The organism is Micromonospora sp. NPDC023737 (assembly GCF_040639715.1).
In the GTDB taxonomy this organism is placed as follows: Bacteria; Actinomycetota; Actinomycetes; order Mycobacteriales; family Micromonosporaceae; genus Micromonospora.
The window spans coordinates 1-14,058 of record NZ_JBFAAL010000018.1 but is presented as its reverse complement, the minus strand read 5'-3'; the positions used below and the strand labels follow the sequence as shown (position 1 = coordinate 14,058).

Genomic DNA, 14,058 nt, shown 5'->3' with positions numbered 1-14,058 from the left:
AATGACCGACGTCACAGCCTGGGCTGTCACAACACTCGTCAGCGCTCCCGTCGTACTGGTGTCACACGCCGATCAGGGAGGTCGTCATGCGCTTGAACACGTCCGAGGTGGCGCCGGAGGCGTACCAGGCCGTAATGGGCCTGGAGAAGTACGTCCGGGCGAACGTCGAACCGACGGTCCTGGAACTGGTCAAGCTCCGGGCGTCGATGCTGAACGGCTGCGCGTTCTGCGTCGACATGCACAGCACCGAAGCGCTGCACGGCGGCGAGTCGACCCGGCGGCTCTTCGCCGTCGCGGCCTGGCGAGAGGCGCCGTTCTTCACGGAACGGGAGCGGACCGCGCTGGCACTGACCGACGCGGTCACCCGGCTCGGTGAGCACGGTGTGCCGGACGAGGTCTGGAACCCGGCCGCGGCAGTCTGGTCGGAGAAGGAGCTTGCCGACCTGCTCATGGCGATCGCGACAATCAACGTGTGGAACAGGCTCGCCGTGACGACCCGGAAGCAGCCTCCGACGCAGGAGTGAACATGCCCGGTCCGGCGGAAGCGGGCGCAGACGTGGACGACGCCGACGCGGAGTCGGCGAGCGTCGCACGTGTCGTCACCGCCGACGCGGTGGCAGCGGCCGGCGCGCTCGATGCGCACCGGCCGGTGCTGCTCGGCCTGGCGTACCGCCTGCTCGGCAGCCGCCACGACGCCGAGGACGTGCTGCAGGACGCGTACCTGCGTTGGTTCGGCGCGAATCGTGCCGCGGTGGCCGAGCCGCGACGCTACCTCTCCCGGGTGGTCACCCGGCTCGCGATGGACCGGCTGCGGGCCCGGCAGGCTGCCCGGGAGACGTACGTGGGACCGTGGCTACCCGAACCGGTACCGACCGACCCGCACCCGTTCAGCCCGCTCGATCGGGCCGAACGGCGCGACTCGCTCGCCATCGCGCTGTTGCACGTTCTCGAGCGACTCACCCCGCCGGAACGGGCGGTCTACGTGTTGCACGCCGCCTTCGAACTGCCGTACGCGGAGATCGCCGAGATCCTGGACCGGTCGCCGGCGGACTGCCGGCAGTTGCAGCACCGCGCCGAAGCCCGGATACGCCAGGACCGACGCCGGTTCACCGCGGGCCCGGCCGAGCAGGAACGGCTGCTGGACGCCTTCCTCGCCGCCGCTCGCGACGGCGACCTCGCGGCGCTGACCGGGTTGGTGGCCGAGGACGCGATCGCGTGGACCGATGGCGGCGGGCGGGTGCGCGCGGCCCGCAATCCGATCGTCGGAGCGGACCGGGTGGCCCGCTTCGTCGCCGGTGTCTACGGCCCGCGGCGTCCGGTGACGGTGCGCCGGATGGAGCTCAACGGCCAACCGGGCGCCCTGATCGGGAAGCCCGCCGGCACCTTCTACGCGCTGACCCTGGCCGCCGCCGCGGGCCGGATCACCGGCCTGTACCTCGTGGGAAACCCGGAGAAACTACCGGTGCCGCCGGGCTGAGCCCGGCGGCACCGGCGGTGAGCAGGAGCGACGGCGTCAGGCCAGCTCGGGGAACCAGAGCGCGATCTCGCGCTTGGAACTGTCGACGGAGTCGGACGCATGCACCAGGTTCTCCCGGTTGGACAGGGAGAAGTCGCCACGGATGGTGCCGGCCACCGCCCGCCGCCCGTCGGTGGCGCCGACCAGGTTGCGGACCACGTCGATGACCTGGTCGCCGGAGAGCACCAGAGCGACGAGTGGTCCGCCGGTCATGAAGGCGTGCAGCGGCGGGTAGAACGGCTTGTCCACGTGCTCGGCGTAGTGCGCGTCGGCCAGCGCGGCGTCCATGGTCCGGACGTCCATCGCGTCGATCCGCAGCCCCTTACGCTCGAACCGCGAGATGATCTCGCCGACGAGGCCGCGGCGGACCGCGTCAGGCTTGATCAGTACGAGCGTGCGCTCCTCGGGGATGCTGCTGGACACGCTGAGTTCCTCCTGTGCGCGGATGCGGGTCTGGCTGGGTACGGTCAGCCTAGCGACCCGGTCCCGGCACCGGCGCGGCGGCTGACCTTTCCCCCGGTGGCCGCCGCGGCCTAGCCTGGCCCTTGACCCCCGGGAGGTCCACTGTGGCGAATGGCGGGAGCCGGCCCATCGCACCGGTACGCAAGCTGATCGCCGCGGTGCTCGGCACCGTGGCCACCTTCGTGATGCTGTTCGGCCTCGGCATGATGAGCTGGGCCATCGTAGCGCTCGGCACTGCCCTGCTGGTGCTGGCGATCGCGCTGGCCACGGTACGGGCCGGGGGGCGCACGTGGGTGATCGGCGAGGGGCACGTGCACAGCGCCTCCGAGCCACCCACCCAGTACGCGTTCGGCCGGTGCGAGCTGCAACTGGTCATCGACGCGCCAGGGCTGCCGCCTCGCAGCAAGAAGATCATCGAGCCGCGGGTGCCGGTGTCCAAGTGGCCGTCACTCGGGCAGACCCTGCCCATCCGGGTGGCGCTCGACGACCAGCGGCACGTCCGGGTGCTCTGGGACGAGGTGCCCACGCACGCCGAGACAGCCGCGGCCGCCGCCGACCTTCCACCCGAGTACGCCGGCACCGAGCCGGTGGACGAGGTGCTGATCGCGCAGGATGCCCCGCCCTGGGCGGGACGCTCGGCCGACGACGACTTCCGCGACCCGTTCGGTGGTGATCCGCTCGGCGGCGATCCGCTGCGCGGCGACCCGGGCGGCCCGCCCGCCGAGCGCGAGCCGGTCGTGGTTCACCAGCGCCCGGGCAGCCCGGTCGTGCTGGAGGGGACGTGGATCGAGCCGGCGGCGAGCAGCCCACTGCCGCGCCGGGCCACCCCGGCTCCGCGCCCGCCGGCGGAGGAGGACTTCGACACGGTCGCACCGCCGACCACGGCTCCCACCACCACCCGGGAGGACCCGCTCGACCCCCTCGATCTGCCGCTGGACGAGCCCACCCCGCTCCGCGAGCCGCGCGACGAGCAGGTCACGCCGGCCGAGCTCGACGAGGCGATCTTCGGCGGCGACCCGACGGACGATCCGGCCGATCCCGCCGCACCGATCAGCGGGATCGGTCTGACCGTGCTGGTCACCGAGCTGTCCCGGTCGCTCGACTTCTACCGGGACGTGCTCGGCTTCACCGAGATCGACCGGGGCGACGGCAACGCGCTGCTCGCCTCGGGCCCGACCCGGCTCGTGCTCCGCCAGGTGAGCGAGGCCGCGCCGGTGAGCCGCCGGCTGGTGCACGTCAACCTCGAGGTGGACGACATCCAGGCGGCGTACGGGCGGCTGCGCGACTCCGGCGTGCGCTTCACGTACGCACCCCGCGTGGTCAACCGGGGTGCCAAGTTCGAGGTGTGGGCGGCGGCCTTCCGTGACCCCGACGGCCACGGCATCGCTCTGACCCAGTGGCGCGAACGCGCCGATGCCTGACCCCCACCCCCGACGCCGCTGAGACGCCTCGTTCAGGGAAAAGAGTGGCCATCCCGCGCGGGATGGCCACTCTTTCCGTGAAAGTGTTGCGCCGTCATCGGTGGGCGTGCGGCGCGGGAGGAGGAGGCGTCAGCCGAGGATCACTCGGCGTACGTGCAGGGCGTAGCCCCAGACGAGGGCGAAGATGATGCCGAGCACCAGCAGCGACCAGTGCAGCAGGCCGGAGAGCAGCAACAGCCCCTGCAGGACGGTGCCGGCGTGCCACGCCCACGGGCGACGCATCATGCCCGCGAGCACCACTCCCAGCACCGCCAGCGCCACCACGGTGCCGATCGCGGCACCGCTGAGGTCCGCGCCGACCACCCGGATGGGCTGGATGGCGAGCAGCAGCACCAGCGCCTCGATGCTCAGGGTGGCGGCGCCGAGGCTGCGTACCGATCGCTCCGGGTTACGCAGCCCGGACCGGCGCGGCTGTTCCGGCCCGGTCATCGCTTCAGCAGCCGGCGGGCGTCGGCCACGGTCACCACCGAACCTGTGATCAACACACCCACCCCACTCAGCTCGCCCGGTACGTCCTCCTCGGCCAGCGCCACCGCCGTCTCGATGGCGTCCGGCATCTCCTCCGCCACCTCGACCCGGTCGGGGCCGAACACCTCGGCGGCCAGCGCCGCCAGTTCCTGCGCGGGCATCGCCCGCGGCGAGCTGTTGGTGGTCACCACCACCTGGTCGACCACCGGCTCCAACAGCTCGAGCAGGGCGGGGGCGTCCTTGTCGCCGAGCACGCCGACGACCGCCACCAGCTTGCTGAAAGCGAACTCCTCCTGCAGCGCGGTGACGGTGGCGGCCATCCCGTGCGGGTTGTGCGCGCCGTCGAGCAGGATCGTCGGCGCGCTGCGGACGCGCTCCAGTCGTCCCGGCGAGCTGGCCGCCGCGAACCCCTCACGTACCGCCTCGATGTCGAGCTGCCGGCGGGCACCGGCGCCGAGGAACGCCTCGACCGCGGCGAGCGCCACCGCCGCGTTCTGCGCCTGGTGCGCGCCGTGCAGCGGGACGAACACCTCCTCGTAGACGCCACCGAGACCCTGGAGGGTCAGCACCTGCCCACCGACGGCGACCGACCGGCGCAGCACGCCGAACTCCGAGCCCTCCCGGGCGATGGTGGCCCCCACTTCGGCGCAGCGCTCCAGGATCGGCCGGGCCGCCTCCTCCTCCTGCGCCGCGGAGATCACCGTGGCACCGGGGTAGATGATGCCGGCCTTGTGCAGGGCGATGTCCTCGAGCGTGTCGCCGAGGAACTCGGTGTGGTCCAGACCGATCGGAGTGATGACCGCGACGCCGGCCTGGAGCACGTTCGTCGAGTCCTCGGCACCGCCGAGCCCCACCTCGACCACCGCGATGTCGACCGGCGCGTCGGCGAAGGTCGCGAACGCCAGGGCCGTGGTCATGTCGAAGTAGGTGAGCGGTTCCGCCGAACGCTCGTCGACCAGCTGGGCGAGCGGGGCCACCTCCCGGTAGGTGGCGACGAACCGCTCCTCGCTGACCGGCTCCCCGTCCAAGCTGATCCGCTCCCGGACGGTTTCCAGGTGCGGGCTGGTGTAGCGGCCGGTGTGCAGACCGAACGCCCGCAGCAGGGAGTCGATCATCCGGGCCGTCGACGTCTTGCCGTTGGTCCCGGTCAGGTGGATCGACGGGTACGCCCGCTGTGGGCTGCCGAGCAGGTCGAGCAGGGACTCGATCCGGTCCAGCTCGAAGACCATCCGGGTGAAGCCCCGCTCGGCCAGTTCGGCCTCCACCTCGGCGAAGGCTTGGTGATCGGTCACGACGGCAGCGCCTCCAACGCGGCGTCGACACGGACCAGGTCCGCCTCGGCCACCGCGAGTCGCTCACGGATCTTGGCAACCACGTGCTCCGGCGCCTTCCCGACGAAAGCAGGATTGTCGAGCTTCGCCCGCGCCTGCGCGGCCTCCTTCTCGGCGGCCGCCCGGTCCTTGGTGAGCCGGGCCCGCTCGGCGGCCACGTCGATCGAACCCCGGGTGTCCAGGGCCACGCTCACCTCGCCCGGCATGGTCAGCGTCGCGCTCGCCTGGAAGCCGGCGTCGGCCGCGTCCAGCCGGGCCAGGGACCGGATCAGCGGCTCGTGCGCGGCGATGCCCGCCGGGACGAGACCATCGAGCCGGGCAGCGACCCGCTGGGTCGGCCGCAGCCCCTGATCGGAGCGGAACCGGCGGATCTCGGTCACCACCCGCTGCAGGGTGCCGACCTCCGCCTCGGCGGCGTCGTCGACGAGCGTACGGTCGGCCACCGGCCAGGCGGCGACCATCACGCTCTCCGCGCCGGTCAGGGCGGTCCACAGTTCGTCGGTGACGAACGGGATCACCGGGTGCAGCAGCCGCAGCAACTGGTCCAGCACGTGCCCCAGCACCCGGCGGGTGACCTCGGCGGCCGGTCCGCCCTCGCCGAGCACCGGCTTGCTCAGCTCGACGTACCAGTCGCAGACGTCGTCCCAGGCGAAGTGGTAGAGCAGGTCGCAGACCTTCGCGAACTCGTACGCCTCGAACTGCTCGTCGACCTCGGCGGTGACGTGCGCGAGCCGGGACAGGATCCACCGGTCGACGGTGGAGAGCTGCTCGGCGGCCGGCAGCGGCCCGTCGGTGTGAGCACCGTTCATCAACGCGAACCGGGTGGCGTTCCAGAGCTTGTTGCAGAAGTTGCGGGAGCCCTGGCACCACTCCTCGCTGACCGGCACGTCCTGGCCCGGGTTGGCGCCACGCGCCAGCGTGAACCGGGTGGCGTCGGCACCGAACCTGTCGATCCAGTCCAACGGGTCGACCACGTTGCCGAACGACTTGGACATCTTCTTGCCGTGCTCGTCACGGACCATGCCGTGCAGGGCGACCACGTCGAACGGTTGCGCGCCGTCCATCGCGTACAGGCCGAACATCATCATCCGGGCGACCCAGAAGAACAGGATGTCGTACCCGGTGACCAGGACGCTGGTCGGATAGAACTTCGCCAGGTCCGGGGTCTGCTCCGGCCAGCCGAGGGTCGAGAACGGCCACAGACCGCTGGAGAACCAGGTGTCGAGGACGTCCTCGTCCTGCCGCCAGCCCTCGCCGGTCGGCGGCTGCTCGTCCGGGCCGACACAGACGATCTCACCGTCCGGCCCGTACCAGACGGGAATGCGGTGGCCCCACCAGAGCTGGCGGGAGATGCACCAGTCGTGCATGTTGTCCACCCAGGCGAAGTAGCGCTTGGCCAGCTCGGCCGGCTCGATCTTCACCCGGCCGTCTCGGACCGCGTCGCCGGCGGCCTTGGCCAGCGGCGCGGTGTTCACGAACCACTGGAGCGACAGGCGCGGCTCGACGGTGGTCTTGCACCGCGAGCAGTGTCCGACCGCGTGCACGTACGGCCGCTTCTCGTTGACGATGAGGCCCTGCTCGCGCAGCGCGGCCACGATCGCGGGGCGGGCCTCGTAGCGGTCCAGCCCCTGGAACGGGCCGTGCGCGGTGATGATGCCCCGCTCGTCCATGATCGTCAGTGCCGGCAGATCGTGCCGCTGGCCGATCTCGAAGTCGTTCGGGTCGTGCGCCGGGGTCACCTTGACCATGCCGGTGCCGAAGCTCGGGTCGACGTGCTCGTCGGCGACGATCGGGATCCGCCGGTCGGTGAGCGGCACCGCCACCTCCGTGCCGACCAGGTGCTTGTACCGCTCGTCGTCGGGGTGCACGGCGACAGCGGTATCGCCGAGCATGGTCTCGGCCCGCGTGGTGGCCACGACCACCTCGTCGCTGTAGCGGATCGAGATCAGCTCGCCCTCGTCGTCGGTGTGCTCCACCTCGATGTCGGAGAGCGCGGTGAGGCACCGCGGGCACCAGTTGATGATCCGGTTCGCCCGGTAGATGAGGCCGTCGTCGAAGAGCTTCTTGAACATGGTCTGGACAGCGCGGGACAGCCCCGCGTCCATCGTGAAGCGCTCCCGGTCCCAGTCGACGGCGTCGCCGAGGCGCCGCATCTGGCCGAGGATCGCGCCACCGGACTCGGCCTTCCACTGCCAGACGCGCTCGACGAACTTCTCCCGGCCCAGGTCGTGCCGGGACAGCCCCTCGGTGGCGAGCTGCCGCTCGACCAGGTTCTGGGTGGCGATGCCGGCGTGGTCCATGCCGGGCAGCCAGAGCGCCTCGAAGCCCTGCATCCGCTTACGCCGGTTCAGCGAGTCCATGAGGGTGTGCTCGAACGCGTGGCCCATGTGCAGGGAGCCGGTGACGTTCGGCGGCGGGATGACGATGGTGAACGGGGGCTTGTCACTCTGCGCCGACGCCCGGAAGTGGCCGGCGGCTACCCACTGCTCGTACCGTCGCTGCTCTACCTCACCCGGCTGGTACTGGCCGGGCAGGGTCGGGGCGTCGGGGCGTCGGGCATCCAGTCTCTCGGTCACCCGAGAAAGTCTACGGAGGGCTTCGGCGGACCTGGCGTGCGCCACCTCTCATTCGCGTACGGTGTCGGCTATGTCCGACGCACATCTCACCGATCGCCAGCTTTCCGACGGCCCGGAGCCCGTCGAGCTGACCGAGGAGCCCATCCAACTGAGCAACCGGGACCCCGCCAGCGGCCCGGAGCGGCGGGCGGGTTGGTCCCGGCGGCAGCGGATAGCGTGGAGTGCGGCACTCGCGGTGGGCCTGGCCGGAGCCGGCGCGCTGGGCGTGATGGGCTGGCGGATCGCCCAGGAAAAGGACACCAGGATCTCCTCGCCGGACCGGGTGGCCGGGCTGACTCGGGACGACAGTGATCGGGCCCGCAGCACGGCCGACTATCTGCGTAGCGGCTTCGCCGCGGACATTGAGCTCGACCGTAGTTTCGGCACCGTCTACCGCGACCCGGCCGACGAGAAGCGCTCGGTACTGATCTTCGGCGGCACGACCCTGCTCTGGCAGCCGGAGCGTGACCTCGACAGCCTCTTCGGCCTGATGGCCGATGAGACGGGCAAGGTGACCGGGCTGCGCGACGTGCCCGCCGGTGACCTGGGTGGCGTCATGAAGTGCGGTACGACCAGCGGGGAGGGCGGCGACTTCGCGGTCTGCGGGTGGGCCGACCACGGCAGCGTGGTGCTGGGCATGTTCCCCGGCCGCACCGTCGACGACGCGGGCAAGCTCTTCCGCGACATCCGGGCCGCCGTCCAGAGCCGCGGCTGATCGCCGCCGGGTCCGCTTTCGTCGTCCGCCAACTGTCCGGTAGGGCGGATCAATTCCGGCCAGTGTCCGCCGACTGGCGTCCTTGTCTCCGCCCGATTCGGTGTGCGGCTGCGTTTCCACGCTGCCCTGTTCGGCGGCCTCGCGCCGTTTTCGCACCGCCCTGTTCGGTCGCATGGTGCGTTTCTGCGCTGCCCTGTTAGGTGGCCTGGCGCCGTTCTCGCACCGCCCTGTTCCGTCGCATGGTGCGTCTCTGCGCTGCCCTGTTCGGTCGAGCGGCATCCCTGCCGGCGAGCCATCTTGCGGCTCCTCCGGCCGGCGGCCATTTCGCGCTGACGGACCATCTTCGGCCAGCCGATGTCAGCCGCCTTTGATTTGCCGTGGAAACGCGTTCAGGGCCACCCCAAACTTGGGGTGACCCTGAACGGAAAGAATGTCCGGCGGTGTCCTACTCTCCCACACCCTCCCGAGTGCAGTACCATCGGCGCTGGAGGGCTTAGCTTCCGGGTTCGGAATGTTACCGGGCGTTTCCCCTCCGCCATGACCGCCGTAACTCTATCGACATATCAAACAACCACAACCCTGCACCGGGTGGTGTTGTTCGTTTGTCTAGAGTTGCACAGTGGACGCGTAGCAGCTTAGTAGTCAAGTCCTCGGCCTATTAGTACCGGTCAACTGAACCCGTTACCGGGCTTACATTTCCGGCCTATCAACCCAGTCGTCTAGCTGGGGGCCTTACCCACCCAAAGGGTGGTGGGATACCTCATCTTGAAGCGAGCTTCCCGCTTAGATGCTTTCAGCGGTTATCCCTTCCGAACGTAGCTAACCAGCCGTGCCCCTGGCGGGACAACTGGCACACCAGAGGTTCGTCCGTCCCGGTCCTCTCGTACTAGGGACAGCCCTTCTCAAGTATCCTACGCGCACGGCGGATAGGGACCGAACTGTCTCACGACGTTCTAAACCCAGCTCGCGTACCGCTTTAATGGGCGAACAGCCCAACCCTTGGGACCTGCTACAGCCCCAGGATGCGACGAGCCGACATCGAGGTGCCAAACCATCCCGTCGATATGGACTCTTGGGGAAGATCAGCCTGTTATCCCCGGGGTACCTTTTATCCGTTGAGCGACACCGCTTCCACACGCAAGTGCCGGATCACTAGTCCCGACTTTCGTCCCTGCTCGACCTGTCAGTCTCACAGTCAAGCTCCCTTGTGTACTTGCACTCAACACCTGATTGCCAACCAGGCTGAGGGAACCTTTGGGCGCCTCCGTTACCCTTTAGGAGGCAACCGCCCCAGTTAAACTACCCACCAGACACTGTCCCTGAACCGGATAACGGTCCGAAGTTAGATACCCAAATCAACCAGAGTGGTATTTCAAGATTGCCTCCACCCATACTGGCGTATGAGCTTCACCGGCTCCCACCTATCCTACACAAGCTAATTCAAATACCAATGTCAAGCTATAGTAAAGGTCCCGGGGTCTTTCCGTCCTGCCGCGCGTAACGAGCATCTTTACTCGTAATGCAATTTCGCCGGGCCTGTGGTTGAGACAGTGGGGAAGTCGTTACGCCATTCGTGCAGGTCGGAACTTACCCGACAAGGAATTTCGCTACCTTAGGATGGTTATAGTTACCACCGCCGTTTACTGGCGCTTAAGTTCTCCGCTTCGCCCCCGAAAGAGCTAACAGGTCCCCTTAACGTTCCAGCACCGGGCAGGCGTCAGTCCATATACATCGAATTACTTCTTCGCATGGACCTGTGTTTTTAGTAAACAGTCGCTTCCCCCTGCTCTCTGCGGCCATACAACGCTCCACCCGCGCGGGGCTTCACGTCTCCGGCCCCCCTTCTCCCTAAGTTACGGGGGCAATTTGCCGAGTTCCTTAACCACAGTTCGCCCGATCGCCTCGGTATTCTCTACCTGACCACCTGTGTCGGTTTGGGGTACGGGCCGCTCGGAACTCGCTAGAGGCTTTTCTCGGCAGCATAGGATCACTGACTTCACCTGAATCGGCTCGGCATCACGTCTCAGCCTCATGGTGTGCGGATTTGCCTACACACCGGCCTACACGCTTACCCCGGCACAACCACCGGCCGGGCTCAGCTACCTTCCTGCGTCACCCCATCGCTTGACTACTACCCGCCAGGTTCCCACGCTCCCCACCCGCAGTCCGAAGACCTTGGATGGTTTGGGTGGTTAGCACAGCGAGGTTCATCAGGGTCGCTCCTACGCGGGTACGGGAATATCAACCCGTTGTCCATCGACTACGCCTCTCGGCCTCGCCTTAGGTCCCGACTCACCCAGGGCGGATTAGCCTGGCCCTGGAACCCTTGGTCATCCGGCGGAAGGGTTTCTCACCCTTCTTTCGCTACTCATGCCTGCATTCTCACTCGTGCCGCGTCCACAACTCGATCACTCGGCTGCTTCACCCCCGGCACGACGCTCCCCTACCCATCCACACACCTGCACCCGAACCCCGAAAGGCCCAGGCGAAGTCATTATGTGAATGCCACAGCTTCGGCGGTGTACTTGAGCCCCGCTACATTGTCGGCGCGGAACCACTTGACCAGTGAGCTATTACGCACTCTTTAAAGGGTGGCTGCTTCTAAGCCAACCTCCTGGTTGTCTATGCGACCCCACATCCTTTTCCACTTAGCACACGCTTAGGGGCCTTAGCTGGTGATCTGGGCTGTTTCCCTCTCGACTACGAAGCTTATCCCCCGCAGTCTCACTGCCGCGCTCTCACTTACCGGCATTCGGAGTTTGGCTGATTTCGGTAAGCTTGTAGGCCCCCTAGACCATCCAGTGCTCTACCTCCGGCAAGAAACACGCGACGCTGCACCTAAATGCATTTCGGGGAGAACCAGCTATCACGGAGTTTGATTGGCCTTTCACCCCTAACCACAGGTCATCCCCCAACTTTTCAACGTTGGTGGGTTCGGCCCTCCACGCGGTCTTACCCGCGCTTCAGCCTGCCCATGGCTAGATCACTCCGCTTCGGGTCTAGGACACGCGACTGAACGCCCTGTTCAGACTCGCTTTCGCTACGGCTCCCCCACACGGGTTAACCTCGCCACATGCCACTAACTCGCAGGCTCATTCTTCAAAAGGCACGCCGTCACCCCTAAAGGCTCCGACGGATTGTAGGCGAACGGTTTCAGGTACTATTTCACTCCCCTCCCGGGGTACTTTTCACCATTCCCTCACGGTACTAGTCCGCTATCGGTCACCAGGAAGTATTTAGGCTTACCAGGTGGTCCTGGCAGATTCACGGCAGATTTCAGGAGTCCGCCGCTACTCGGGAACACCCACAGAAGACCAGCCACTTTCGCCTACCGGACTCTCACCGTCTACGGTCAGCCTTCCCAGACTGTTCGACTAGCAACTGGCTTTGTAACTCCTCGAGCGCATGTCAGTACACTCAGCAGGGTCCCACAACCCCGACCACGCAACCCCTGACAGGTATCACACGCAACCGGTTTAGCCTCAATCCGCTTTCGCTCGCCACTACTCACGGAATCACATGTTGTTTTCTCTTCCTACGGGTACTGAGATGTTTCACTTCCCCGCGTTCCCCCCACACACCCTATGTGTTCAGGTGCGGGTGACTGGACATGACTCCAGCCAGGTTTCCCCATTCGGACACCCTGGGATCACAGCTTGGTTGACAGCTCCCCCAGGCCTATCGCGGCCTCCCACGTCCTTCATCGGCTCCTGGTGCCAAGGCATCCACCGTTCGCCCTTGACAACTTGACCACAAAGATGCTCGCGTCCACTGTGCAATTCTCAACAAACGACCAACCCACAACCCCACAGCGCGACACCAAACCCGACCACCGCCGGCGGTATGCCACACCAGGTCATGCCTGGCAGCCACAAGCTGGTTCAACCAGCTCGTTCACGGCTCTGAAAAAACAACCGTCGGTTGTTCTTTCAGGACCCAACAGGGTGCCTTACATCCTCCCCCAGCCGCACCAGGACTTCGTTCCACACCACCAAAGGTGGCCGTACTAGAAGGAACCCGGCCGTTGCCAGGGAAAAACTCACCAGTGTCTCCGCCAATGAGCACCCCGACCCGACATTCGCAGGTCGCGGGCTCCATGCCACTTTTCAGTGGATGGTGCTCCTTAGAAAGGAGGTGATCCAGCCGCACCTTCCGGTACGGCTACCTTGTTACGACTTCGTCCCAATCGCCAGCCCCACCTTCGACGGCTCCCTCCCTTACGGGTTGGGCCACCGGCTTCGGGTGTTGCCGACTTTCGTGACGTGACGGGCGGTGTGTACAAGGCCCGGGAACGTATTCACCGCAGCGTTGCTGATCTGCGATTACTAGCGACTCCGACTTCACGGGGTCGAGTTGCAGACCCCGATCCGAACTGAGACCGGCTTTTTGGGATTCGCTCCACCTCACGGTATCGCAGCCCATTGTACCGGCCATTGTAGCATGCGTGAAGCCCTGGACATAAGGGGCATGATGACTTGACGTCATCCCCACCTTCCTCCGAGTTGACCCCGGCAGTCTTCGATGAGTCCCCGCCATAACGCGCTGGCAACATCGAACGAGGGTTGCGCTCGTTGCGGGACTTAACCCAACATCTCACGACACGAGCTGACGACAGCCATGCACCACCTGTGACCGCCCCCGAAGGACCTGCCATCTCTGACAGTTTTGCGGCCATGTCAAACCCAGGTAAGGTTCTTCGCGTTGCATCGAATTAATCCGCATGCTCCGCCGCTTGTGCGGGCCCCCGTCAATTCCTTTGAGTTTTAGCCTTGCGGCCGTACTCCCCAGGCGGGGCGCTTAATGCGTTAGCTGCGGCACAGAGAACCGGAGAGGTCCCCCACACCTAGCGCCCAACGTTTACAGCGTGGACTACCAGGGTATCTAATCCTGTTCGCTCCCCACGCTTTCGCTCCTCAGCGTCAGTATCGGCCCAGAGACCCGCCTTCGCCACCGGTGTTCCTCCTGATATCTGCGCATTTCACCGCTACACCAGGAATTCCAGTCTCCCCTACCGAACTCTAGCCTGCCCGTATCGACTGCAGGCCCGCGGTTGAGCCGCGGGTTTTCACAGTCGACGCGACAAGCCGCCTACGAGCTCTTTACGCCCAATAAATCCGGACAACGCTCGCGCCCTACGTCTTACCGCGGCTGCTGGCACGTAGTTGGCCGGCGCTTCTTCTGCAGGTACCGTCACTTGCGCTTCGTCCCTGCTGAAAGAGGTTTACAACCCGAAGGCCGTCATCCCTCACGCGGCGTCGCTGCATCAGGCTTCCGCCCATTGTGCAATATTCCCCACTGCTGCCTCCCGTAGGAGTCTGGGCCGTGTCTCAGTCCCAGTGTGGCCGGTCGCCCTCTCAGGCCGGCTACCCGTCGTCGCCTTGGTAGGCCATCACCCCACCAACAAGCTGATAGGCCGCGAGCCCATCCCAGGCCGAAAAACTTTCCACCAAGCCTCATGCAAGGCAAGGTC

At 66.5% G+C, this 14,058-nt stretch carries 8 protein-coding genes and 3 rRNA genes; 4 read left to right on the top strand and 7 right to left on the bottom strand.

Annotated features, from left to right (window positions below; all coding sequences use genetic code 11):
- The first annotated feature begins 86 nt into the window (after positions 1-86).
- The gene (locus AB0F98_RS27155) at positions 87-524 is read left to right on the top strand and encodes a carboxymuconolactone decarboxylase family protein (RefSeq protein ID WP_357740816.1); all 438 of its coding nucleotides are present in this window, start codon (positions 87-89) and stop codon (positions 522-524) included.
- A gap of 2 nt (positions 525-526) precedes the next feature.
- On the top strand, positions 527-1,477 hold the full coding sequence (sigJ, locus tag AB0F98_RS27150) for an RNA polymerase sigma factor SigJ (protein ID WP_357740813.1): 951 nt from the start codon (positions 527-529) through the stop codon (positions 1,475-1,477).
- 36 nt (positions 1,478-1,513) lie between these two features.
- On the opposite strand, the gene ndk is transcribed toward sigJ, so the two are convergent.
- Complete coding sequence (gene ndk, locus AB0F98_RS27145) at positions 1,514-1,939, bottom strand: nucleoside-diphosphate kinase (protein WP_357740810.1); 426 nt, start codon at positions 1,937-1,939, stop codon at positions 1,514-1,516.
- Positions 1,940-2,082: 143 nt separating this feature from the next.
- Between ndk and AB0F98_RS27140 the strand changes: the two genes are divergently transcribed.
- Positions 2,083-3,399 carry a VOC family protein gene (locus AB0F98_RS27140; protein ID WP_357740807.1) on the top strand — a complete coding sequence of 439 codons (1,317 nt, stop codon included), beginning with the start codon at positions 2,083-2,085 and terminating at the stop codon, positions 3,397-3,399.
- Positions 3,400-3,528: 129 nt separating this feature from the next.
- On the opposite strand, the gene AB0F98_RS27135 is transcribed toward AB0F98_RS27140, so the two are convergent.
- From AB0F98_RS27135 to AB0F98_RS27125, 3 genes are read right to left on the bottom strand one after another with little or no spacing between them, the layout of a single operon-like run.
- Positions 3,529-3,888 carry a DUF4233 domain-containing protein gene (locus tag AB0F98_RS27135; protein ID WP_357740804.1) on the bottom strand — a complete coding sequence of 120 codons (360 nt, stop codon included), beginning with the start codon at positions 3,886-3,888 and terminating at the stop codon, positions 3,529-3,531.
- Positions 3,885-5,219, bottom strand: coding sequence for a folylpolyglutamate synthase/dihydrofolate synthase family protein (locus AB0F98_RS27130; protein ID WP_357740801.1), 1,335 nt, complete (start codon positions 5,217-5,219; stop codon positions 3,885-3,887). Before AB0F98_RS27130 ends, AB0F98_RS27135 begins: the two co-directional genes overlap by 4 nt.
- Entirely contained in the window at positions 5,216-7,834 is a 2,619-nt protein-coding gene (locus AB0F98_RS27125) for a valine--tRNA ligase (protein ID WP_357740797.1), read from the bottom strand. Before AB0F98_RS27125 ends, AB0F98_RS27130 begins: the two co-directional genes overlap by 4 nt.
- A gap of 70 nt (positions 7,835-7,904) precedes the next feature.
- Between AB0F98_RS27125 and AB0F98_RS27120 the strand changes: the two genes are divergently transcribed.
- Positions 7,905-8,588, top strand: coding sequence for a hypothetical protein (locus tag AB0F98_RS27120; RefSeq protein WP_357740794.1), 684 nt, complete (start codon positions 7,905-7,907; stop codon positions 8,586-8,588).
- A 432-nt stretch (positions 8,589-9,020) separates the two neighbouring features.
- Here AB0F98_RS27120 and rrf read toward each other — a convergent pair.
- From rrf to AB0F98_RS27105, 3 genes are all read right to left on the bottom strand, one after another.
- A 5S ribosomal RNA gene (gene rrf / locus AB0F98_RS27115) occupies positions 9,021-9,137 on the bottom strand.
- Positions 9,138-9,226: 89 nt separating this feature from the next.
- Positions 9,227-12,340: ribosomal RNA gene (locus tag AB0F98_RS27110) — 23S ribosomal RNA — on the bottom strand.
- Between the two features lie 375 nt (positions 12,341-12,715).
- Positions 12,716-14,058 (bottom strand): 16S ribosomal RNA (locus AB0F98_RS27105); the annotation flags it as partial.

Coding starts and splice junctions, on each gene's coding strand:
- AB0F98_RS27135 (WP_357740804.1), bottom strand. CDS start 3,888: ATGACCGGGCCGGAACAGCCGCGCCGGTCCGGGCTGCGTAACCCGGAG.
- sigJ (WP_357740813.1), top strand. CDS start 527: ATGCCCGGTCCGGCGGAAGCGGGCGCAGACGTGGACGACGCCGACGCG.
- AB0F98_RS27120 (WP_357740794.1), top strand. CDS start 7,905: ATGTCCGACGCACATCTCACCGATCGCCAGCTTTCCGACGGCCCGGAG.
- AB0F98_RS27155 (WP_357740816.1), top strand. CDS start 87: ATGCGCTTGAACACGTCCGAGGTGGCGCCGGAGGCGTACCAGGCCGTA.